Genomic DNA, 20,968 nt, shown 5'->3' with positions numbered 1-20,968 from the left:
AAGGCCGCGTCCACGGCGTTCTCCCCGGCAGGCCGCCCCTCGAGACAGGGGATCACGAACACCGGCACCCGCTCGATGACGTCGATCAGGTGCCGCCCGGACGCAGCGCCCGCGCCACCGAGGGCTGGTTGACGGCGCCGAGCCGCGCCTTCACGCCCTGGTCGCGCACCACCAGCCAGCGCCAGGCCTGGACGTTCCCGGGGGTCGGGGCCTGCAGCGCGAGACTCAGGCACTCCTCGAGCACCGCCGGCTCGACCGGCCGGTCGAGGTCCAGCTTCCGGCGCACCGCGCGAGTCGTGCTGAGTACGTGATCGATGTCCGTCGGCCCAACCTGACAGGCCCGGGCCGGCGACGCGGCCCGGGCCACCGGACTCAGCCGCCGAACTCGCGGACGGCCTGGTAGTACGTCCAGGCCGCGCCCTTGCAGGCGATGTTCGACCCGCAGATGTTCTTCAGGTCGGTGTAGAGGTTGTCGTCGATCTTCTTGCGGTTGGCCTCGGTGAACCGGCTCTGCTTCTTGTAGTTGCGGTAGCCGAAGTCGTGGCGGTGGCAGCCGGGCAGGAATTTCCAACCGAACGGGTTGTCCGGCGCCCACGAGCAGCCGTCCGAGGACCAGTCGAGCTGGCCGTTGTAGGGCGCCTGGCCCCGGATCGTCTCGAAGCTGGAGAGCGAGGTGTGGAAGAGGTACTGGTCGGTCACGGTCGGGATGTCGACCGCCGCCGCCGTGCCGGCGCCCAGCAGGGCGCCCCCGCCGACGGTCACGGCCACCGCGACGGTGGCCCCCAGGTTCCGCAGAGTCGTGCGCATTGTGTGCATCCCTTGCCGATCAAGTGACGAATGTGAGATCAGCTTCGGGCCGCGAGGGGCTCGCGTCACCGCTCGATGGGACGGTGTTGAACTTTCCCTTAGAGTTCGAGAAGCATCCGGGAATTACCCAGTGTGTTCGGCTTCACATAGGGGAGGTCGAGGAATTCGGCGACGCCGGTGTCGTGCGAGCGCCGCATTTCCTCGTACACCTCGTGCGAAACGGGGGTGCCGTCGATCTCCACGAACCCGTGGCCGGCGAAGAAACCGGTCTCGAAGGTCAGCACGAACAGCCGTTTGAGACCCAGCTCACGGGCCTCGTCGACCAGCCGGGCGACCAGCACCCGCCCGACGCCCTGGCCGCGGACCGCCTTGTCGACCACCACCGTGCGCAGTTCGGCGATGTCCTCCCAGAGCACGTGCAGCGCGGCCGCGCCCACGACCTCGTCACCCACTTCGGCGACCCAGAACTCCTGGACCGCCTCGTACAGCGTGACCAGCTCCTTCTCCAGCAGGACGCGGCCCGCGTCCGAGTCGACCAGGGCCTTGATCTTGCGGACGTCGGCGATTCGCGCGCGGCGGACGGTCGGGCGGAGGGAGTCGGACGGCACGATCGTCAACCCTGCCACATCGCCCGGCGCGGACGCCGACACGACCGGGCTACGCCGTCGTCCGCCCGTCCGGGCCCGGCGGCTACCCTCAACGTCGTGCCTTCTCCTGCCACGGACCCTGCCGCCACCCGACGCGTCTCCCTGCTGACCCTGGGCTGCGCCCGCAACGAGGTCGACTCGGAGGAGCTGGCGGGCCGGCTGGCGGCCGGCGGCTGGGAGCTGGCGGCCGAACCCGAGGACTCCGACGTCGTGGTGGTCAACACCTGCGGCTTCGTCGAGTCGGCGAAGAAGGACTCGGTCGACACGCTGCTCGCGGCGTCCGACACGGGCAAGAAGGTGGTCGCGGTCGGCTGCATGGCCGAGCGCTACGGCCACGAGCTCGCCGACAGCCTCCCCGAGGCCGACGCGGTGCTGGGCTTCGACCACTACGCCGAGCTCTCCGACCGGCTCGACGACGTCGTCGCCGGCCGCAAGATCGCCTCGCACACCCCTGGCGACCGCCGCAAGCTGCTGCCGATCAGCCCGGTGCAGCGGCCCGCCGCGGCCGAGACCGTCGAGGTCCCGGGCCACGCGCAGCACGGCTGGGGCCCGCGAGTGCTGCGCACGCGCCTCGACGACTCGCCGGTGGCCGCGCTGAAGATCGCCTCCGGGTGCGACCGGCGCTGCTCGTTCTGCGCGATCCCGTCGTTCCGCGGCTCCTTCGTCTCGCGGCAGCCCGACGAAATCGTCGCCGAGGCGATGTGGCTGGCCGAGCACGGCGTCAAGGAGCTGTTCCTGGTCAGCGAGAACTCGACGTCCTACGGCAAGGACTTCGGCCGCGACGGCGCCACCGCCCTGGAGCGGCTGCTGCCGCGGCTGGCGGAGATCGACGGCATCGAGCGCGTCCGCGTCTCCTACCTGCAGCCCGCCGAGACCCGCCCGCAGCTGGTCAAGGCCATCGCGACCACGCCGGGCGTCGCCGAGTACTTCGATCTGTCCTTCCAGCACTCCAGCGAGCAGGTGCTGCGCCGGATGCGCCGGTTCGGCTCCACCGACTCGTTCCTCGCGCTGACCGAGCAGATCCGCGAGTACGCGCCCGAGGCGGGCATCCGCACCAACGTGATCGTCGGGTTCCCCGGCGAGACCGAGCACGACCTGGCCGAGCTCGAGCGGTTCCTCACCGGCGCCCGTCTCGACGCGGTCGGCGTCTTCGGCTACTCCGACGAGGACGGCACCGAGGCCGAGACCTTCGACGGCAAGCTCGACGCCGACGAGGTCGCCGCGCGGGTCACCCGGATCTCCGCGCTGGTGGAGGAGCTGACCGCGCAGCGCGCCGAGGACCGGATCGGCACCTTCGTCGACGTGCTCGTCGAGCGGGACGACGACGGCGAGCTCACCGGCCGCGCCGCGCACCAGGCCCCGGAGGTCGACGGCGAGTGCGTCATCCTCGACGCGCCCGAGAAGACGGAGACCGGCGACTTCCTGCGCTGCGAGGTCGTCGACTCGGCGGGCGTCGACCTGGTCGTCCGCGCGGTGCCGGACGCCGACCGGTGAGTGCCCTCCCGAGCGACGCCGCCGACGAGGGCCTGGCGCACGAAGCTCTGTCCTCCGGGGCCGAGCCCCGGACCCCAGCCGGAGGGCAAGCCCCCCTGGACCCCCCGAAAGACGGCCAAGCGCAGGTCCCCGAACCGACGCCGGTCCCGACCCTCAACGTCGCCAACCTCCTGACGCTCTCGCGGCTGGTCCTGGTGCCGCTGTTCATCGCCGCGCTGTTCGTCGGCGACGGCCACGACACCACCTGGCGCGCGATCGCGACCGGCCTGTTCGCCGTCGCCTCGGCCACCGACCAGCTGGACGGCTGGGTGGCCCGCAAGTACGGCCTGATCACCGACTTCGGCAAGATCGCCGACCCGATCGCGGACAAGGCGCTCACCGGCGCCGCGCTGGTCGGGCTCAGCGTCCTCGGCGAGCTCGGCTGGTGGGTCACGATCGTCATCGCGGTCCGCGAGATCGGCGTCACGCTGCTGCGGTTCTGGGTGATCCGCCACGGCGTGATCCCGGCCAGCCGCGGTGGCAAGGCCAAGACCATGGCCCAGATCGCCGCGATCACCGCCTACCTGCTGCCCCTGCCTGCCGGCGCCGACCCGGTCCGCTGGGCCCTGATGGGGCTGGCACTGGTGCTGACCGTGGTCACCGGCGTCGACTACCTGATCCGGGCCCTGCGGCTGCGCGCCGCCGGCCGGCGGGTCACCGGGAGCTGAGGGTGGCCGCCGAGACCGCACCGGCACCCGCCCCTGCCGCCCGGGCCGAATCGCCGCGGCGCGCGGTGGACCCGGCCGACGAGCCGGCCGCCGCCCTCATCGCCGCCCTCGCCGCGCGGGACGAGACCGTCGCCGCGGCGGAGTCGCTCACCGCCGGGCTGTTGTGCGCCACCCTGGCGCGGGTGCCGGGGGCGAGCGCGGCCCTGCGCGGGGGACTGGTGGTGTACGCCACCGAGCTGAAGACGACACTCGCCGGGGTCGACGCCGGCCTGCTGGCCGAGCACGGCGCCGTCCACCCCGAGGTCGCCGCGCAGCTGGCCGAGGGCGCCCGCGACCGGTGCGGAGCCACCTGGGGCCTCGGGCTCACCGGCGTGGCCGGGCCGTCGGCCCAGGACGGCGCCGAGCCGGGCACGGTGCACGTCGGGCTCGCCGGGCCGGGAACACGGACAGTCCGTACGCTGGCGTTGAGCGGTGATCGTGACTTGATCAGGACCGAATCGGTCCGGGTGGCGTTTGCCCTGCTCGGGGAACATCTGGTGTGAAACCGGCGTTCGCCCTTGGCGTACGGAGACCCCAACTCCTGCGCTCGGGGCGCCGCTCTGGGTAACGTGGGGGGTACTTGTTCGGAAGGGAGGCGCGTGATGACCGTGCTGTTGCGTGAGGCGATCGGTGATCGGCTCCGTCATGCCCGCACCAACCAGCGTCGTACGCTGCGCGACATCTCCCGCGCCGCCAGGGTCAGCCTCGGCTACCTCTCAGAGGTGGAGCGGGGCCAGAAGGAGGCGTCGAGCGAGCTGCTCGCGTCCATCTGCCAGGCCCTGGACCTTCCGCTCGGCGAACTGCTGCACAAGGTGGCGGCGGACGTTTCGGCCCTCGACAACGTCGAGGTCGCACCGGTCGACGAGCGGATCGTGGAGGGCGCGCCCCGGGGGAAGGTGCCCGAGCGCGGCGCCGAGGCCTCGGCAGCCGGCATCGAAGGCGGCCGCCTGATGTCCGAGCTGATCGGCAACGACCTCGCCGACCTGCGGGTTTCCCCGGCGCCACGGATGAACACGACACTGCGCACGACGATCGGGCAGCCGAAGCTGGCGTCCACCATCGCCGCATAGATCGGATCGGACACGATGACGGCCCCGGGCAACCCGCCCGGGGCCGTCCGCGTTATGTCCAGGGGTGATCAGGGACGAACCCTGAAATCCCCCGGGGTCGCCTGGAACGGACGTGGCCGACCTGACACGATGGAACCCGACGCCGGGGTCGGTGCGTTGCATGAGCAGGGGAGTGACGCCCCACCCCGAGGATTACTCAAGGCCCGTGGGACGCAAGAAGGCAGGCGGAGGAGATGGCCAACCCGTTCGTGAAGTTCTGGAAGTACATGATGGCGGCGTTCTCGTCGAAGATCGACGAGCACGCCGACCCGAAGGTACAGATCCAGCAGGCCATCGAGGAGGCGCAGCGCAACCACCAGGCGCTGACCCAGCAGGCTGCCTCCGTGATCGGCAATCAGCGGCAGCTGGAGATGAAGCTCAACCGGCAGCTCGGCGACGTCGAAAAGCTGCAGGCGTCCACCCGGCAGGCGCTCGTCCTCGCGGACGAAGCGCGCTCGAAGGGTGACGAGCAGAAGGCCGTCGAGTTCGAGAACGCCGCGGAAAGCTTCGCGACGCAGCTCGTCACGGCCGAGCAGAACATCGAGGATCTGAAGACCCTGCACGACCAGTCGCTGCAGGCCGCGGCCCAGGCCAAGAAGGCCGTGGAACGCAACTCGCAGATGCTGCAGCAGAAGCTGGCCGAACGCACCAAGCTGCTCTCGCAGCTGGAGCAGGCGAAGATGCAGGAGCAGGTCTCCGCCTCGCTGAACCAGATGAGCCAGCTGGCCGCGCCGGGCAACACGCCGTCGCTGGAAGAGGTCCGCGACAAGATCGAGAAGCGCTACACCACGGCGCTCGGCTCGGCGGAGCTGGCGCAGAACTCGGTCCAGGGGCGGATGATGGAGGTCCAGGCGTCCACCACCCAGCTGGCCGGGCACTCGCGGCTCGAGCAGATCCGCTCCTCCATGCGGGGCGAGTCGGTCGCGCAGGTGACCGACGGCGGCAAGACGGCGGCGCAGAAGCCGGCGGGCGGCAGCGCGGCGGACATCCAGCGTGAGATCCAGGCGCGCGTCCAGGCCGAACAGGGCAAGAACCCGGCCTGACCACGGTCGGAGCGAGTTCGAAGGGGCGAGCATGGGGCAGCAGGGCAGGCGACGCGACTTCAGCGAGTTGAGCGCGAAGCTGGAGAAGCACATCGAGAAGCTGCCCGACTACGCCGTGCGCGCCCAGGAAAAGCTCCAGAAGGTGCAGAAGTACTTCCCGCCGGCCGATCAGGCCGGCGGGAAGCCCGCCGCCGCGCCGCCACCCCGGCGGCCGAACCCCCTGCAACGCCCGGTGGTGCGCCGACCGGACGTGACGGCCTCGTTGACGTCGATGGCGAACCAGGTGCCGGTGTTCGCCGAGGCCAGGGCCAAGTGGGAGCGCTGGAACGAGCCCGCGGCGAAGCTCGCACGCCGCAAGCGCCGGACGTCGCGCGCGCTGACGCTGTGGATCCTGGTGACGATCCTGTGCGGCGTCCTCGCCGTGGCGGCCGGAATGGGCTGGATGAGCCCCGCGGGCGTGTCGATGATGCCGCAGGCGATCGTGGCGTTCGCCGCGGCCGTCGTGTTCGGCACGTTCAGTGTCCGGTCGGGGCTCAAGCTGCGTGAACTGAAGCGCACCCCGCTCCCGGCGGTGTCCGGGCCGCCGCCGCTGCCACCCGCCGGCTCCGCGGCTCGCGGCCCGATGGAGCGGCTCGCCGAGTGCGAGGCTTCGCTGATCGAGCTGCTGCGGCAGCTTTCGGTGCCGTCCTCGGTGGGCACGACACCGGTCTCGGAGCTGTCCGTCGCGGACGCCCGGCAGACCGCGACCGAAGCCGCCGCCGCGCTCCGCGGCCTGGCGGCTCGCATCCAGGCGATCGAACGCGGCCGCGACTCCGCGCCCGCCCGCGAGCAGGCGGCCCTGGACGCGGCGATCGGCAAGCTCCGCGAACAGCTCGACGACGGCCTGGAGGGCTACCGCGGCCTGGTCGCCGCGGCCGGCCACACGGTCGCCGCCTCCAGCGACGGCCTGGTGACGTCCAAGCAGTCCCTCACCGACGCGACGGACCGCCTGGCCGGCCTGGCCATGGCCCTCCGCGAACTCTCCTGACCCGAGCCCAGCCGCAACGTCCCCCCACACACGCGCCCCGACCCCCCAGGCACGCGACCCGACCGTGATCAGACCCGGAACTCGCGTGATTCGGGGCGGAACTCGCGTGATCAGACCCGTAACTCGCGAGTTCCGGCTTCAGCCACGCGAGTTCCGGCTTCAAGCACGCGAGTTCCGGGCTCAGTCACGCGAGTTTCGCCTCTGATCACGCGAATTTGGCTGCGCTGGGCCGTTCGAGGGCCGGATTCCGCCGTTCGAGGGCGGTCATCCGGTCGTACCGGCCGGTTGTCACCCGGTGTGCGTGATCGTGCGTTTCACGTCGGCGTCGCCCCCTGTTCACCTCTTGGCGCCGAAACATGGGCGTAATCGGAAACTGGTCGCTACGGAAACGTCCACGAACTAAGGTTTCTGTCATGCATGCAGAGGTGTCACTCGCCGGGAGGCCCGCCGTGGACTGAGGTTCGTCGGCGCCGACCGTACACAGTGGACTTTCTCGACCCGCCGAGGAAAGGACGCCCCGTGAACACGCTCCCGCCGGATTCGGATCCCATCCCGACCACCCCGCCCACCGCCTCCCAACGCGTCATCGCGGCCTTCGAGCGTGTCACCGAGGCCGGCCGTCCCGAGATCTGGACCAGCCTGCGCGCCATCGAAGACGTCCTCGTCGACGCGAAGGCAGTCGACGAGCGCGTCAAGGCGGGGGAGGACCTGCCGCTGGCCGGCACCGTCCTCGCCGTGCAGGACCTGGTCGACGTCGCCGGGCAGCCGGGCCGGACGTCGCCGGTGCCGGAAACCAGCGCCACGGTCGTCGCCCGGCTCACCTCGGCCGGCGCCGTCGTGCTCGGCGGGACCGGGGCCGCCGCCGTGGCCGCGGCCTGGGACCGGACCAAGACCGGCGGCAGCGGCGCGGCGGTCGCCGTCGCGCTGGGCATCGTCGACGTGGCGCTGAGCACCGCGGGCGCGGTCCCGGCGGCGCTGAACGCCGTCGTCGCGCTGCGGCCGACGCGCGGCCTCCTGCCGACGACCGGCGTCGGCGCCTCCGACGGCGTCTCCGTCTACGCGAGCGGCCTGGTCGAGGGCCGCCGGGCGCTCGCGCTGATGACCGGGCCCGACGGCGTCGACCCGGCCACGCGCACCTGGCCCGCCGACGTCCGGCTCGGCGCGGGCGAGCGCCCGCGGATCGCGATCCCGGCCGAACTGGACCTCGGCGAAGCCGCGAGCCTGGCCTTCGAGAGCACCGTCGCGCGGTTGACGGCGGCGGGTGCCGTGCTCGAACCGGTCGCCCTCTCCGCGCGAGCGCTGGACGGCTTCGACGCGCTCGTCCTGCCGACCGTGCCGGACCACCCGGACCTCGTCGAGGCACTGGCCGACCCGGCCGGCGTGCACCACCGCCTGGCGTCCTGCACGGCGTTCGCGAACCTCCTCGACCTGGCCGCGGTCACCGTCCCGGTGCTGCCGGGCGACCGCCGCCCGTTCGGCGTCACCTTCCTGACGCGGGCGTTCGAGGACCAGATCGGTCTCGACCTCGCGACCATCTGCACCGACGAGCCCATGACGCACTACCCGGAGCCGGGCGAAGACGTCGTCGTGTTCGGCGCGCACCTGCGCGGCCAGCCGCTCAACGCCCGGCTCACCGAGCTCGGCGCCCGGTTCACCGGGCCGGTCCGGACCGCCGAGCGGTACCGGATGGTGCTGCTCGACACCGAACCGCCGCAGCCGGGCGTGCTGGACGCCGCCGAGGGCACGGGTCTCGACGGCGAGCGCTGGCGCCTCTCCCCGGCCGCGTTCGAGCGGTTCGCCGCCACGATCGAGAAGCCCTTCGTGCTCGACCGCGTCGAGCTGGCGGACGGCTCCCGGCCCCTGGCACTCCGGTGTGACTCCACGGCGGAGGGACCCGGCCTGGACCGCTACGAATCCTGGCGCGGTTACGTGCGGTTCGCGTCTACCGCCGGGCCGCGAGACCCCGGCTGACCCGGCGCACCAGGCCCGGCCCGTGCAGCGCGAACCCGGTGTAGAGCTGCACGAGCGACGCGCCGGCGTCCACCAGCCGGACGGCGTCGTCCGGGCCGAGGACGCCGCCGACCCCGATGATCGGCAGGTTCCCGCCGGTGTGGTCGTGCACGAACCGCACGACCTCGGCCGCGCGGGTGGTCAGTGGCCGGCCGGACAGTCCTCCCGCCTGTCCGGCCAGGCCGCTTTCCGCGGGCGCGATGCCGTCGCGGGCGAGTGTGGTGTTCGTGGCGATGATCCCGGCGACGCCGTGTTCGAGCGCGACGTCGAGGAGCTCGGCCAGCGCCTCGTCGGTGAGGTCGGGCGCGACCTTCACCAGCAGCGGCGTCGGGGTGCGGCCGCCGGCGAGCTCGAGCGACGTCGAGCGCAGCTCCCCGAGCAGTTCGGCGAGCGCGGCGCGGTCCTGCAGCTGCCGCAGCCCCGGCGTGTTCGGTGAGCTGACGTTGATCGCGAAGTAGTCGGCGTACGGGTACAGCGCGCGCAGCGAGAACCGGTAGTCCTCGACGGCTTCCTCGAGCGGCGTCGCCTTCGACTTGCCGATGCTGACGCCCAGCGGGACGCCGGGTTTGCCGTCCCGCGCGAGCTTGGCGGACAGGGCTTCCGCGCCGTCGTTGTTGAAGCCCATGCGGTTGATCACCGCGTCGCTGGCGGGGAGGCTGAACAGCCGGGGCTTGGGGTTGCCCGGCTGCGCCAGCCGCGTCACGGTGCCGACCTCGACGAACCCGAAGCCCAGCGCGGCCCACGCGGGCAGCGCGCGGCCGTTCTTGTCCATCCCGGCGGCCAGGCCGACGCGGTTGGGGAACCGCAGGCCCAGCACGGTCACCGGGTCGTCGACGCGGAAGCCGCGGCCCAGCGCGGGCGCGGCCTTGCCGAGCCGGGCCAGCACGGCGATCGTGCGCTCGTGCACCAGCTCGGGGTCGTGGTAGGAGAGCCGGTACAGCGCGGGGCGGACGATCTTGTCGAAGAACACGCCCCCATGCTGCCAAATCGCCTGGACCGCGCCCTCGGGGGCACCCGCCGCCGCCGATTCAACGTCGATTCGCCGAGGCCGCCAGGATCCGGGCCGACATCTCCGGCCACAGCCCGCGGACGTGGGGTTCGGCCCAGCCGCGTCCGTCGCCGCCGACGTGGGCGGTGAGGGCGCCGTCGGCGGTCTGCCGGGAGCGGATCGCGAGGTTGCGGGCCAGGCCGACGTCTTTGGGGCCGGCCGCCAGGCGCAGGTGGGCGGTGGCCGCGCCGAAGGCGAAGGTGGGCACCCAGTCGTCGGGAACGTACTCGAAGAACGGGACGACGGTGTCCGGGTCCTCGAAGAGGGGAGTCATCTCGCGGACCCGCGCCGGGTCGATCCGGGCGTGCCGCTGGGCGTTCACCAGGGTGTCCCGCACCGCCTGCGCGTAGCCGGAGGTCAGGTGGGCCGGGGGCGCGGGGAGGGGAACGTGCGCGAGGAGGATGCACGGGCCCAGCACCCGTCGCCATTCCGGGCGGTCACGTCTGCTGAAGACGGTGGTGAACAGCAGGGCGCCGTCGGTCACGTGCGAGCGCATGGCACACGCCAGCGCGGCGAACAGCGTGGTGAGGATCGTGGCGCGGTGGGACTTCGCGAGCCGGTGGGCGGCGGCCAGGTCGACGGCGGGCAGGACCTCGGTCCGGAACGCGTAGGGCGCGGAGGTCCCGAAGTCGCGTACCGCCGCGAACGGCCGGTCCATGGCCGCGGACCACCAGGCGTGTGCCGCGTCGGCACCGATCTCGGCCTGCCGGGCCTCGCACGCCACGTACTCGCCGAACTGCGCGACCGGTCCGGGCGGAAGCGGGGCACCCGCCGCGATGGCGGTGTACAGGGCCGCGAGCTCGGTCAGCACGGTCCACACCGTGGTCGGGTCGGCCGCCAGGTGGTGGAGGTGGACGGCCAGCACGTGGTCGCCCCGGCCGCGGCGCACCAGGCGGAGCACGAGAGGACAGGGCAGGTCCCGGGGCACCGGGGCGTGGATCCACGCTGTTTCGGGTTCGTCGCCGCCGTCGAGGACCTCGACGACCGGGGTCGCGCGCGCCGCGACCACCTGGACCGGGTCCGAGCCGGGCGGGACGCGGGTGCGGAGGATGTCGTGACGAGCCACCAGCTCGTGCGCCGCGGTGGTCAGCACGCGGGGATCGACCGGGCCGCTCAGGTGCAGGACGGCGTTCATGGTGAACCACTCGCCGGTCATGCCGGGGGCGGTCGTGTCGAGCCCGAGCATGAGGCGCTGGGTGAGGGAGACGGGCCGGCACAGGTCGGTGGGCATCAGCCGTGCTCCTTCGCCAGGATTTCCGAGTAGTCGGGAATGTGCGGGCGGGCGCGGACCAGGGCAGCGTGCATGTCGGCCAGTGGCTGCTCGGCGAAGCCGGTGTCCCGCCACTGTTCGTAGGGCATGCCGAAACCCAGCTCACGCCACACGTCGCCGTTGCGTTTTTCCGCACTGCCCAACGGTTCCAGGAACAGCAACGGCGTCGCGGCCCACAGCGAGTCCAGGCACGTGCCGCCGCCGGGTTTGCTGACCATGCCGCGGGCCGCGCGGGTCAGCGCGAACGAGCCGGGGCAGGTCGTGCCGCGGGTGAACTCGGCGACGCCGTCCACCACCTGGCCGAAGGGCGGGAATCCGTTGTCCAGCCACGGATGCCAGGCCGGATCCATCATGAAGTGGCGGACACCCGGTGCTTCGTCCACATCGGACTCGCGGTAGGCCAGGACGTCGAGGGCGATGCCCGCGGCGGTCAGCTCGCCGATCCGGTCGCGGTAGGTGCCCATACCCCAGCCGCCGCCGTGCACGTACAGGCGGGAGGCGCGGTCGACCCACGCGACCGGCGGTTCGGCGCTGACGGGGACGCTGCACGGGATGCCCGCGGTCCCGCCGCCGACCAGGAAGACGTCGGTGTACGGGACCTGCCCGCCGGCCGCCTTGCGGAACGACGGCGAATACGTCGCGTCGATGTGGCAGAGCACGACCTCGGGCCTGGCCGGCCGGCCGGCCAGGTAGCGGTCCAGGATCGGCAGCCAGAAGCCGGAGAAGACCACGAACTTGGTGACCCCTTCGGCGTTCCAGCGAGCGAACAGCGCGTCGACGGCCTGTTCGTCGGCGACGGCGTGCGGCTCGGTGGCGAGCCGGTGCCCCGCCTTGGCGAGGCGGAAGTCCTCGTGGAACGCCCACTTCATCTGCGCGGTGGTGGCGAGCTTGTGCTCCGGCAGCAGCCGCTCGATGACGCTGACGTCGGCGGGCACCCCGCGTTCGCGCAGCCGGTGGGCCAGCAGCAGCCCGGGGATGTGGACGCCGAGCGCCACCCCGGAGGTGAGGACTTCGATCATGACGCCGTCCTGGGAGTGAGAGCCGACAGGGCACGGGAAAGGTGGGTGCTCACGAGCTTGACCATGGCCGGGCGGCCACGACCGCGGGGAACCATCTCGACGAGCATGATCAGGTACAGGTAGCAGCGGTACAGCGCGAGGCGGCGGCGGGCGCCCTCGTCGAACGTGACGGTCCCACCCGCCTCGCGGTAACCGCGCAGGAAGTCCTTGTCCCGCTCGATGTCCCCGAACAGGGCCACGGAAACGAGATCGGCCAGCGGGTCGCCCCAGAACGCGCGCTCGGCGTCGATCAGGCCGGTCACGGTGTGGCCGTCGACGAGGACGTTGCCCGGCCACAGATCGAAGTGCACCAGCACCGGTTGCTCGACTTCGTCCAGGATGGACAAAGGGGCCAGCAGGTCGTCGAGCCGGCAGGGGAGTGCCGTGCCGAAGCGCTCGGCGTCGGCCAGAACCGCGGCGAGCATCGCGGAAAACGCGGCCCGCCAGCTCGGCGCCAAGGGTCCCTGCGGGTAGCCGAACCCGGGGCCGGTCGTGCGGTGCAGAGCCGCGACGAGACCGCCGAGCTCGGCGCGCAACCGGGGTGTCTTCGGGCCGGAGTTCCAGGTGACACCGGGAAGTTCGGTCATCACCAGCAGGTCGCCGGGGACGTGCCGGCGGCTGAAGTCGGTGTGCACGATCCGCGGGACCGGGGCGACGGCCGCGTTGGCTCGGTAGAACAGCGCCTCGGTGCGCAGAAGGTCGCGCTCGTAGGTCATCGTGGGTGTGCCCGGCGCCGGAGCGAGCTTGACGACCAAGCCGCCGCTCGAGGACCGCACCCGGTAGACCGTGTTGAAACTCGCCTCCTCCAGCCGCGTCCACTCGAGCACGGCCCTCACCTCGGCGTCAGGCCGGCCGCGATGGCCGCGGTGAGAAGACGGCCGCGCAGCCCCGCCGCTTCGCCGGGGGCGCACACCAGCGCGCAGCAGACGCGGCCGCCGGGCGCGGCCAGCGCGCTGCCGGACAGGACCAGCACGCCCGGGCTCGAGCCGCCCTTGTAGAGGATCCCGTCCCGGCGCAGCGCGTCGAGCAGGTCGGCGACGCCGCGGCCGGGCGCGACCCGGAACTCCTCGTGCCGCAGGTGGCAGCGCAGGCCGTGGCCGGCCACCCGCCGGTCGAGGGTGAGCGACACCAAGCCGAGCGAGCGCCGGGCGTTGATCTCCAGCACCGGCACGATCGTCCCGTCCGCCAGCTCCATCGAGTCCACCCCCGCCGGGCCCCAGTAGCCCGCCCGCCGCAACGCCTCGGCGACCGCGGCCAGCACGTCGAAGTACCCACCGGCGGTGAGCTTCGCGAGGAACCCGGGCGAAGCCGGGGAAGACCCGATGTGGCGGAAGCCGCGGTTCTCCATGACCTGCACCCCGAGCAGCTCCCAGGCGCCGCCCGGGGTGATCGACAGGTGCCCGGAGAAGTCGGTTCGCTTGGCGTACTTCGGTTGCACGAGCAGCTCGACGCGCCGGCCGCGGGCGACCTGGTCGCCGAGAGTGCGGGCGATCGCCTTGAGCACCCCGGGTGTGCGGACGTCGAGCATCGCCCGGCCGGACACCCCGTACGGGTCCTTGACCACGACCGCGCCGTCGGCGGCGGCCGACAGCTCGGCGACCGAGCGCACCACCCGCCCGGCGCCGGGGAGGCCGAGCTCGCGGACCAGCCGGTTGGACCAGGTCTTGGAGTTGACCCGACCGGCCACGTCCGCCGTCGGCAGCTGGTCCGCCCGGCCGAGCCGGCGGGCCAGCGCCACCGTGTCCGGGAGGACGGCGTACGGCCGCAGGACGCTGACGGCACCGGGGTCGAGGCGGGCGTGCCGCTCCACCGGGGTCCCCGCGGGCGCGGGGGCGACGTGGTGGTCGAACGCCAGACCGCAGTCGGTCATCGCCTCGCGGAGCCGGCCTGCCATCGGCGCCCGCGTGACGAGCAGGTCACCCGGGGCGCAGAACGCGGCGAGCAGCTCGTCCATGCCGTCCGCGGCGGTGCCGGCCGGGGCGGCGGGCAGCTCGGCCAGGTCGTCCGGCCGCCACCACCGCTCGGCGTCGAACGTGCCCAGGTGGACGGTGGTCATCCGGGCACCGCCAGCCGTCCCAGGTAGGCGGCGAAGTGGCTGATCGCGCGCAGGTCGTCCAGTTCGAGGTGCTCGTAGTCGAGCTGCACCCCGAACTCGTCCTCGACGCCGAGCAGGAAGGAGATCATCTGGAGGGAGTCGAGGCCGTACTCGGCCACGAGGTCGGCGTCCGAACCGATGTCGGCCGCGACGGTGCCGTTGGCCAGGACGTCCGACAGCAGGTGCTTGAGCCTGAGCTCGGTGTCGGGCATGGTTCACACCCCGTTGAGGTAGAGGAGGATGCACCGGGAGCACACCGGCATCATCCCGTTGGCGGACAGGATCTTGCGGATCCGGCGGAACGCGGCGCCCTGCCAGAGCTCGGTCATCTCCGTCTCGTACAGGTTGCCCACCACGAACTCGGGGAAGAACTTGCACGAGCTGACGTTGCCGTCGGCGTGCACCTCGAGCCGGTTGGACACGGCCAGGCACTTGCTGCGGTGCTGCGCGGGCTTGGGCACGCCCAGCACGAAGTCGTCGACCTCGTCGACCTCCAGCTGCGGCTGGTAGCGGATCCGCACCCGCCACGACCGCGCGGCCAGCCGCGCCATGGACTCCCGCAACACCGGCAGGCACTCCGGCGGGAGCCGGTAGGTGTAGGAGTGCCAGGTGGGTTTCGCGGTGCCGGTGCTGGGCCGGAGCCACTCGAAGGACTCGGCGTAGACGCGGTCCATCGCGCCGGCGATCTCGGGGCTGATGTACCAGGGGAACTGGAAGTAGACGGTGTTGACGCCGAGCTCCTCGGCCCATTCCATGAACTCGTACATCCGGTGCACGGTGACGTGCGAAACCATGCAGTTCAGCGACACCTCGCCGCCGAACTCGCCGGCCCGCTTGAGGCCCAGCATGAGCTCGATGTTTTCGGTGGTGCGGCGGAAGGTTCCCTTGCCGCGCAACGCCTCGTGGTCGGCGCCCAGACCGTCCAGGCTGACCAGGAGGTTGAGGTCGTCGCCGATGCGCAGGAGGTGGTCGAGGTTGCGCTTGAACAGCAACCCGTTGGTGCACATGGTGACCGTGCGCGGGTAGCGGTGCAGCAGCTCGGCGATCTCGCCGAAGCGGCTGTGCATGAGCGGTTCCCCGCCCCACAGGAACAGTTTCGAGCGCAGCGATTCGGTGCTGCGCAACAAGTCCGCCACGACGTCCACGGCGAGCTCGGTTCGCTGCTTCTCGGGGCTGAAGTCCCGGAAGAACCCTTGTTCGTTCCACTGGTAGCAGTGGCTGCAGCGCAGGTTGCAGCGGTAGGTCAGCTGCAGGCAGATCTCCTGCGGCAGCGGTGTCGCGTAGCCCGGGTCGGCGAGCACTTCCCGGCGGGCCGACGACCGGAGCGACACCGTGTGCTTGATGTCGGCGAATTCCTTGTCGGTCAAGATCCGTGTGGTGGTCGGGCGCATCTTGTTTCCCCCGGTCGCGGTGGAGGCCTGATGACACTCGAAGTTAGGCCAGGCAGCACGACGACCACGACCCTTCAACCGCTCGTAGGGGTGCGGCCGAACGAGTGGAGGTGCGCCGAGACGGGGCTCGGCGTCTTCGTGGCTCGGGAGAAGTCAGTGGTGACCGACCGTGGTCACAGCGGCCACTCAGCCGGTGGTTTCGCGCGCCTTCCACTCGTCTTCGAGCATCGCGTAGATGAGCTCGTCGGTCCACTCGCCCTTGACGATCTCGTTCTCCCTGAGGTGCGCTTCCCGGCGCATGCCGAGGCGTTCCATCAGCGCGGCGGACGCGGTGTTCCGGCCGTCGCAGCGGCCGATGACGCGGTGCAGCCCCAGATCTTCGAAGGCCAGCCGCAGCAGCTCCGTGGCCGCCTCGGCGGCCAGGCCCTTGCCGTGGTGGTCCGGGTGGAAGACGAACCCGATCTCGCCCTGCCGGTGCTCGCTGCTGAGCCACTCCAGGTTCAGGTCGCCGATCAGCTGTCCCGTCGCGGCCAGCTCGACGGCCACGGCCAGGAACTGCCCTTCCTTCGTCAACGTCGAGCTGTGCACCCGTTTCGCCAGCGCGGCGGCCGATTCGGCGCGGCTGCGCGGGCCCCAGTACAGGTAGCGGGCGACGTCGGAGCGGGACTGGAAGGAGTTCAGCGCGTCGAGGTCGCCGGGCGTGAACGGGCGCAGGAGCAGGCGTGCCGTGGTGATCGGGTAGTCGGGCCTGAGCATGGGATCCAGACTAGCGAGCGTCGGCCGGATGGGGGACGGAACGGCGAAAGGTGTCCGCCGAAGCCGACGTCGGATCGCCGGACGGTCCTCCCGTGCCGACGGGCGGCATGACCTGCGCAAATGAGCGAAAACAAGGGGTGCCCCCAGGGTGCCTCTCGAACGCCGTCAAACGTTCGAGCCCGGGCCGGACCGGTGCCCGGGAACCCTGGAGGCCCGGTGACTGCCTGGTATTCGCTATCAGGCAACACGTGAAGCAGGCGATGAGCCGAAGGTGGCTCGGTTGTATCGCTGCTCAAAGTCCCATCACGCGCCATCCGCTAGCGGACAGCCACCTCACGAGTCCTGTTGGAATACAACTTTGGACCACCTCCTCTCTCGTGTACTTCCACGCTAGGCGAAGATCCCGGTCCCCGGCAACGTCATTTCTGTGATCTCGCTCAGCACGAACGCTTACCGCGCCGGGTACGGGCCCGGCTGGTCCTTCGGGCAGAACCACGTCGGCCGCCGCTGGACGTCGTGGCCCTGCGTGCGCACCAGGACGCGGCTCCCGCAGCGGAAGCAGCCCTGCCGGGTGCGCTCGTAGACCCAGTTCTTCCGGTGGCGGTCGAGGTGGCCGGTGGTGCTCTGGACGAAGCGCCCGGCGGCCGCGTTGGCCAGGATCAGCTCGCGGGCCAGCGCGACCGCGCGTCCGGCGTCCACTTCGGACACCGGCGTCCATGGCGTGACGCCGAGCAGGAAGCAGATCTCGCACTTGTAGAGGTTTCCGACACCGGCCATGACCCGCTGGTCGAGCAGCGCGAGCCCCAGTTCCCGCGCCGGATCGGCGGCCAGCGCCGCCGTCGCGCGGGCCAGGTGCTCGTCCGTCCACTGTGGATCGAGGAGGTCCGGGCCGAGGTGGGCGACGAGGTCGTGTTCCTTCGGCGTCGGGACGAGTTTGAGGTCGTGGACGCGGAAGCCGATCACCTGGACGTCGGCCGCGGTCAGGATCACCCGGGCGTGGTGGGCGGGGCCGCGCCACCGCGCGCCGGGCGCGGTGACGTCCCACATGCCGTCCATCATCAGGTGCGAATGCAGCGTCAGGTCGCCGGAGAAGCGGGTGAACAGGTGCTTGCCGACCGTCCCGACGCCGAGCACCTCGCGCCCGGCGAGGTCGACGGTGGCCAGCTGCGGCACGCGGAACTCCCCGCGCAGCAGGGTCTTCCCGGCCAGCGCCCGGTCGACGCGCTTCCCGACCAGGAACACGGTGTCACCTTCGGGCACGGCTCACCCCGCGGATTCGGACACCTCGGCCGGGGCCTCCGGGGTCTCCGGCGCCGGGCCCTCCGGCCAGTCCGGGCCCTCGGGCTCCTCGCCGGCGATGCGGTGCCGTCCCGCCCGGTTGGAGCGCAGGATCTTCGCCAGCACCATGTTGAACGTCAGCGCGATCTCCTGGGCGCCCGGCGAGTGCCACTCGTGGATCGGGCTGCACGCGCCCTGGGCCTGCTGCACCGCCAGCCGGTCGGTGATCGCCGTCGGCATCACCAGCGAGCCGAAGTTCTCGCGCAGCTCGGCGATCCGGAACTGGTGCTCGTAGGACCGCACGCGCAGCTTGTTCACCAGGACGCCGATCGCGCGCAGCTCCGGGTTGAGGTCCTTGCGGATCTTTTCGATCGCCTCCAGGGCCCGGCTCGCGCCGGCGACGGCGTACATCGTCGGCTCGGTGACGATGAGCGCGCTGTCCGCGGCGACCAGCGCCGACTTCGTCAGCCGCCCCAGCGACGGCGGGCAGTCCAGGACGACCAGCTCGTACGGCGTCTCGCGCAGCGGCGCGCGGTCCAGCTCGTCCAGCGCGCGAGAGAAGTTCGCCAGCAGCTCGCTGCCGGCGTCGGGGTCGTTGAGCAGCTCCAGCTCTTCGGCGCCGACGAGGACGTCGACGTCCTCGCTCCAGACGCTCGGCGCGATCGCGCGTTCCAGCATCGCCCGGGTGGGGGTCTCGAGCACGTCCGCGAGGGTGGCGTCGGTGAAGGGCGGGTCGAGTGAGGTGGTGGCGTTGCCCTGCGGGTCGAGGTCCACCACCAGCGTCCGTGTGCCCCTACGCAAGGCGGCGGACGCGATACCGAGAGCGACCGTCGTCTTGCCGACGCCTCCCTTGAGGCTGAGTACGGCGACCGTGTGCACGATGACCAGCCTACGGGTGCCCGCGGGACGGGCCGCCGGGCAAGGGGCCGCGGCCGGTGTCGCGACTGGTCCGGCCGGGCGTGTTCACTCGAAGGGAGGAGCCGGGGAGGTGGTCCGGGGCGGGCACTACCCTGTGCGGCATGAAGACGGAGACCGTCGCCGCCCGGGGTTCGGGCGCCGTCCGCCGGGTGCTCGAGGCCGAGCTGAAGGCCGCCCGCGCCCGTGGCGCCGAGCACCCCCGCGTCGTCGACGTGGGCGGTGGCAGTGGCGGCTGGGCGGTGCCGTTCGCGGCGGCGGGCTGCCGGGTGACCGTCGTCGAGCCGAGCCCGAACGCACTGGCCACGCTGCGGCGCCGGGCCGAGGAGGAAGGCGTCTCCGAGCTGATCACGGCGGTCGCGGACGACTCCGACGCGCTCGGCCGGTACGTCGAGGCCGGCTCGGCCGACCTGGTGCTGGCGCACGGACTGCTGGAGATCGTCGACGACCCGGCCGCGGTGCTCACCGCCCTGGCGACGGCGGTCGCCCCGGGCGGCGCGGTGTCGGTGCTGGTCGCGAACCGCCACGCGGCGGTGCTCCACCGCGCGCTCGCCGGGCGGGTCGGCGAGGCGCAACGGCTGCTCGAGAGCGTGGACGGGATCATCCCGGGCGACACGGTGCTGCGCCGCTTCGACGCCGACGGCCTGCGCGCCCAGCTGGTGGCGGCGGGCCTCGACGTGACCCTCCTGCAGGGCGACCGGGTGATCGCCGACCTGGTCACCGGCGACGTCCGCGAGGACGAGCTGGCGGAGTTCGAACGCGCGGCGGCGGCGTCGCCGGCCCTGCGGGACATCGCCGGCCGGCTCCACGCGGTCGCGCGTCCGCCCGCCTGACCGTTCCGGAACTGTCGGACCCGACCGGTAGCGTCCTGGCTGTGGGGCGAAACGCTGAATTGCCGGGCGGGATGGGCCGGTTCCGGGTCCGGCCGGGGGAACCGCTGCCGGACGACACCGGGTGCGGGATGTTGCACGTCGACATGGACGCGTTCTTCGTGTCGGTCGAGCTGCGCACCCGGCCCGAGCTCGCGGACAAACCCGTCGTCGTGTCCGGCGGCGGGCCGCGGGCCGTCGTGGCCGCCGCGAACTACCCGGCGCGGAAGTTCGGCGTGCGGTCGGCGATGCCGTTCTCCACGGCGAAGCGGCTGTGCCCGCAGCTGATCAACATCCCGCCCACCGCCGGGCTCTACGGCGAGGTCTCCGGTGGCGTCATGGGCATCTTCCGCGAGCTCACCCCGCTGGTCGAACCCCTCAGCCTCGACGAGGCCTTCCTGGACGTCAGCGGCGCCCTGCGCCGGCTGGGCGCGACGTCGGCGGAGCTCGCCGCGCGGATCCGGGAGCGGGTCGCGGCCGAGCACGGGATCACCTGCTCGGTCGGCGTGGCGAAGGTCAAGTTCGTGGCGAAGCTCGCGTCGGGCATGGCGAAGCCGGACGGCGTGGTCGTCGTGCCCGCGGCGGAGACCCTGGCGTTCCTGCACCCGCTGCCGGTCTCGGCGTTGTGGGGCGTCGGCGCGCGGACCGAGGAGCAGCTGCGCCGCCTTGGCCTGGACACGATCGCCGACGTCGCGGCGTTCCCGCCGGAGCGGCTGAAGAAGTCGCTCGGCACGGCCGTCGGCGAGCACCTGTACCGGCTCGCGCACGGCGTCGACGAGCGTTCGGTGGTCATCGACTCCCCGGAGAAGTCGATCGGCGCCGAGCACACGTTCGACGTCGACCGGCACGACCGGGCCGAGCTGGGCCGGGAGTTACTGCGGCTGGCCCAGCGTGTCGGCGCGACGCTGCGAGCGCGAGGCGTGCGCGGCCGGACCGTCTCGATCAAGGTGCGGTTCGCCGACTTCCGGACGATCACCCGGGCCCGCACGCTCGTCTCGGCGACCGACGTCGCCCGCGAGATCCACGCCGTCGCCGTGGCGTTGCTCACCGAGCACGCGCCGACGGGCGCGGTCCGGCTGATCGGCGTCCGGATCGAGGGGCTGGACACCGGGGAGGCGGGGGAGCAGCTGGTGTTCGATTCACCGGCGCCGCGGTGGCGGGACGCCGAGGTCGCGGCCGACATCGCGCGGTCGAAGTTCGGCTCCGCGGCGGTCCGGCCGGCCTCGCTGCTGACGCCGCGGGAGCCGTGAACCGGGCCACGATCGGCTACGGTGACGGTCCGTCAGCGTCCGCCTGCCGGGAATTAGCCCAATTCGATCCCTACTGGATGCGGGATCGGGTAGTCGTGCGGGCGCGGGCCTCGTATCCTGGACAGTGCCACCCCGCCTGGGGTTGGCTGTTGGGT

22 protein-coding genes are annotated in these 20,968 nt (G+C 72.1%); 9 read left to right on the top strand and 13 right to left on the bottom strand.

The features are described 5' to 3' along the window. Window positions 1-85: 85 nt before the first annotated feature. From AB0M82_RS02825 to AB0M82_RS02815, 3 genes are all read right to left on the bottom strand, one after another. The gene (locus AB0M82_RS02825) at window positions 86-286 is read right to left on the bottom strand and encodes a nitroreductase family protein (protein ID WP_364717040.1); all 201 of its coding nucleotides are present in this window, start codon (window positions 284-286) and stop codon (window positions 86-88) included. Window positions 287-372: 86 nt separating this feature from the next. Beyond that, a complete protein-coding gene (locus AB0M82_RS02820; protein WP_364717037.1) occupies window positions 373-807 on the bottom strand; it encodes a phospholipase in 435 nt (144 codons plus the stop codon). Window positions 808-905: 98 nt separating this feature from the next. Next, window positions 906-1,424, bottom strand: coding sequence for an amino-acid N-acetyltransferase (locus tag AB0M82_RS02815; protein WP_364717035.1), 519 nt, complete (start codon window positions 1,422-1,424; stop codon window positions 906-908). A gap of 87 nt (window positions 1,425-1,511) precedes the next feature. Between AB0M82_RS02815 and rimO the strand changes: the two genes are divergently transcribed. The 7 genes from rimO to AB0M82_RS02780 all read left to right on the top strand — a co-directional run bounded on the left by rimO (window position 1,512) and on the right by AB0M82_RS02780 (window position 8,844). Further along, window positions 1,512-2,948, top strand: coding sequence for a 30S ribosomal protein S12 methylthiotransferase RimO (rimO, locus tag AB0M82_RS02810; protein WP_364717033.1), 1,437 nt, complete (start codon window positions 1,512-1,514; stop codon window positions 2,946-2,948). Next, window positions 2,945-3,655 carry a CDP-diacylglycerol--glycerol-3-phosphate 3-phosphatidyltransferase gene (gene pgsA, locus AB0M82_RS02805; protein WP_364717030.1) on the top strand — a complete coding sequence of 237 codons (711 nt, stop codon included), beginning with the start codon at window positions 2,945-2,947 and terminating at the stop codon, window positions 3,653-3,655. The genes rimO and pgsA overlap by 4 nt, the downstream gene beginning before the upstream one ends. 65 nt (window positions 3,656-3,720) lie before the next feature. Beyond that, window positions 3,721-4,197, top strand: a complete 477-nt coding sequence (locus AB0M82_RS02800) for a nicotinamide-nucleotide amidohydrolase family protein (RefSeq protein ID WP_364717526.1) — start codon at window positions 3,721-3,723, stop codon at window positions 4,195-4,197. A 99-nt stretch (window positions 4,198-4,296) separates the two neighbouring features. Continuing rightward, window positions 4,297-4,764, top strand: a complete 468-nt coding sequence (locus AB0M82_RS02795; protein WP_364717027.1) for a helix-turn-helix transcriptional regulator — start codon at window positions 4,297-4,299, stop codon at window positions 4,762-4,764. 233 nt (window positions 4,765-4,997) lie between these two features. Then, a complete protein-coding gene (locus AB0M82_RS02790; protein WP_364717024.1) occupies window positions 4,998-5,846 on the top strand; it encodes a PspA/IM30 family protein in 849 nt (282 codons plus the stop codon). A 31-nt stretch (window positions 5,847-5,877) separates the two neighbouring features. Then, window positions 5,878-6,873 (top strand): hypothetical protein, encoded by a 996-nt coding sequence (locus AB0M82_RS02785; RefSeq protein ID WP_364717022.1) that lies wholly within the window; start codon window positions 5,878-5,880, stop codon window positions 6,871-6,873. Window positions 6,874-7,392: 519 nt separating this feature from the next. After that, window positions 7,393-8,844, top strand: a complete 1,452-nt coding sequence (locus AB0M82_RS02780; protein WP_364717020.1) for an amidase family protein — start codon at window positions 7,393-7,395, stop codon at window positions 8,842-8,844. Here AB0M82_RS02780 and AB0M82_RS02775 read toward each other — a convergent pair. The 10 genes from AB0M82_RS02775 to AB0M82_RS02730 all read right to left on the bottom strand — a co-directional run bounded on the left by AB0M82_RS02775 (window position 8,816) and on the right by AB0M82_RS02730 (window position 18,658). After that, window positions 8,816-9,853: a quinone-dependent dihydroorotate dehydrogenase gene (locus tag AB0M82_RS02775; RefSeq protein WP_364717017.1), complete on the bottom strand. Its 1,038-nt coding sequence runs from the start codon at window positions 9,851-9,853 to the stop codon at window positions 8,816-8,818. The two genes, AB0M82_RS02780 and AB0M82_RS02775, sit on opposite strands and share 29 nt — an antisense overlap. 58 nt (window positions 9,854-9,911) lie before the next feature. After that, a complete protein-coding gene (locus AB0M82_RS02770) occupies window positions 9,912-11,162 on the bottom strand; it encodes a condensation domain-containing protein (protein ID WP_364717014.1) in 1,251 nt (416 codons plus the stop codon). Beyond that, on the bottom strand, window positions 11,162-12,220 hold the full coding sequence (locus tag AB0M82_RS02765) for a hypothetical protein (RefSeq protein ID WP_364717011.1): 1,059 nt from the start codon (window positions 12,218-12,220) through the stop codon (window positions 11,162-11,164). Before AB0M82_RS02765 ends, AB0M82_RS02770 begins: the two co-directional genes overlap by 1 nt. After that, window positions 12,217-13,086, bottom strand: a complete 870-nt coding sequence (locus AB0M82_RS02760) for an aminoglycoside phosphotransferase family protein (RefSeq protein WP_364717008.1) — start codon at window positions 13,084-13,086, stop codon at window positions 12,217-12,219. The genes AB0M82_RS02765 and AB0M82_RS02760 overlap by 4 nt, the downstream gene beginning before the upstream one ends. 5 nt (window positions 13,087-13,091) lie before the next feature. Further along, window positions 13,092-14,315 carry a peptide ligase PGM1-related protein gene (locus AB0M82_RS02755; protein ID WP_364717005.1) on the bottom strand — a complete coding sequence of 408 codons (1,224 nt, stop codon included), beginning with the start codon at window positions 14,313-14,315 and terminating at the stop codon, window positions 13,092-13,094. Continuing rightward, window positions 14,312-14,566 (bottom strand): acyl carrier protein, encoded by a 255-nt coding sequence (locus AB0M82_RS02750; protein ID WP_364717002.1) that lies wholly within the window; start codon window positions 14,564-14,566, stop codon window positions 14,312-14,314. Before AB0M82_RS02750 ends, AB0M82_RS02755 begins: the two co-directional genes overlap by 4 nt. Window positions 14,567-14,569: 3 nt before the next feature. After that, window positions 14,570-15,721, bottom strand: a complete 1,152-nt coding sequence (locus AB0M82_RS02745; protein ID WP_364717000.1) for a radical SAM protein — start codon at window positions 15,719-15,721, stop codon at window positions 14,570-14,572. Between the two features lie 210 nt (window positions 15,722-15,931). After that, complete coding sequence (locus AB0M82_RS02740; protein ID WP_364716997.1) at window positions 15,932-16,501, bottom strand: GNAT family protein; 570 nt, start codon at window positions 16,499-16,501, stop codon at window positions 15,932-15,934. A 450-nt stretch (window positions 16,502-16,951) separates the two neighbouring features. After that, the gene (locus AB0M82_RS02735) at window positions 16,952-17,761 is read right to left on the bottom strand and encodes a DNA-formamidopyrimidine glycosylase family protein (RefSeq protein ID WP_364716994.1); all 810 of its coding nucleotides are present in this window, start codon (window positions 17,759-17,761) and stop codon (window positions 16,952-16,954) included. Between the two features lie 3 nt (window positions 17,762-17,764). Then, window positions 17,765-18,658, bottom strand: a complete 894-nt coding sequence (locus AB0M82_RS02730) for a ParA family protein (protein ID WP_364716991.1) — start codon at window positions 18,656-18,658, stop codon at window positions 17,765-17,767. A gap of 140 nt (window positions 18,659-18,798) precedes the next feature. Here AB0M82_RS02730 and AB0M82_RS02725 point away from each other — a divergent pair, with 140 nt between their 5' ends. Together AB0M82_RS02725 and dinB are read left to right on the top strand one after the other, a co-directional pair. After that, entirely contained in the window at window positions 18,799-19,527 is a 729-nt protein-coding gene (locus AB0M82_RS02725; protein ID WP_364716988.1) for a methyltransferase domain-containing protein, read from the top strand. A gap of 71 nt (window positions 19,528-19,598) precedes the next feature. Then, window positions 19,599-20,813, top strand: coding sequence for a DNA polymerase IV (gene dinB / locus AB0M82_RS02720; protein ID WP_364717525.1), 1,215 nt, complete (start codon window positions 19,599-19,601; stop codon window positions 20,811-20,813). Window positions 20,814-20,968 lie beyond the last annotated feature (155 nt).

The sequence above is a fragment of the Amycolatopsis sp. NPDC051128 genome (assembly GCF_040682715.1).
Classification (GTDB): Bacteria; Actinomycetota; Actinomycetes; order Mycobacteriales; family Pseudonocardiaceae; genus Amycolatopsis.
The sequence above is the reverse complement of the archived record's forward strand: the minus strand, read 5'-3'. Positions and strand labels throughout refer to the sequence as shown.

Bases quoted from the DNA above. Each gene is read 5' to 3' on its own strand.
- AB0M82_RS02740 (WP_364716997.1), bottom strand. From the start codon at position 16,501: ATGCTCAGGCCCGACTACCCGATCACCACGGCACGCCTGCTCCTGCGC.
- AB0M82_RS02770 (WP_364717014.1), bottom strand. From the start codon at position 11,162: ATGCCCACCGACCTGTGCCGGCCCGTCTCCCTCACCCAGCGCCTCATG.
- AB0M82_RS02820 (WP_364717037.1), bottom strand. From the start codon at position 807: ATGCGCACGACTCTGCGGAACCTGGGGGCCACCGTCGCGGTGGCCGTG.
- AB0M82_RS02725 (WP_364716988.1), top strand. From the start codon at position 18,799: ATGAAGACGGAGACCGTCGCCGCCCGGGGTTCGGGCGCCGTCCGCCGG.
- AB0M82_RS02795 (WP_364717027.1), top strand. From the start codon at position 4,297: ATGACCGTGCTGTTGCGTGAGGCGATCGGTGATCGGCTCCGTCATGCC.
- AB0M82_RS02765 (WP_364717011.1), bottom strand. From the start codon at position 12,220: ATGATCGAAGTCCTCACCTCCGGGGTGGCGCTCGGCGTCCACATCCCC.
- AB0M82_RS02750 (WP_364717002.1), bottom strand. From the start codon at position 14,566: ATGCCCGACACCGAGCTCAGGCTCAAGCACCTGCTGTCGGACGTCCTG.
- AB0M82_RS02755 (WP_364717005.1), bottom strand. From the start codon at position 14,315: ATGACCACCGTCCACCTGGGCACGTTCGACGCCGAGCGGTGGTGGCGG.
- AB0M82_RS02785 (WP_364717022.1), top strand. From the start codon at position 5,878: ATGGGGCAGCAGGGCAGGCGACGCGACTTCAGCGAGTTGAGCGCGAAG.
- AB0M82_RS02790 (WP_364717024.1), top strand. From the start codon at position 4,998: ATGGCCAACCCGTTCGTGAAGTTCTGGAAGTACATGATGGCGGCGTTC.
- dinB (WP_364717525.1), top strand. From the start codon at position 19,599: ATGGGCCGGTTCCGGGTCCGGCCGGGGGAACCGCTGCCGGACGACACC.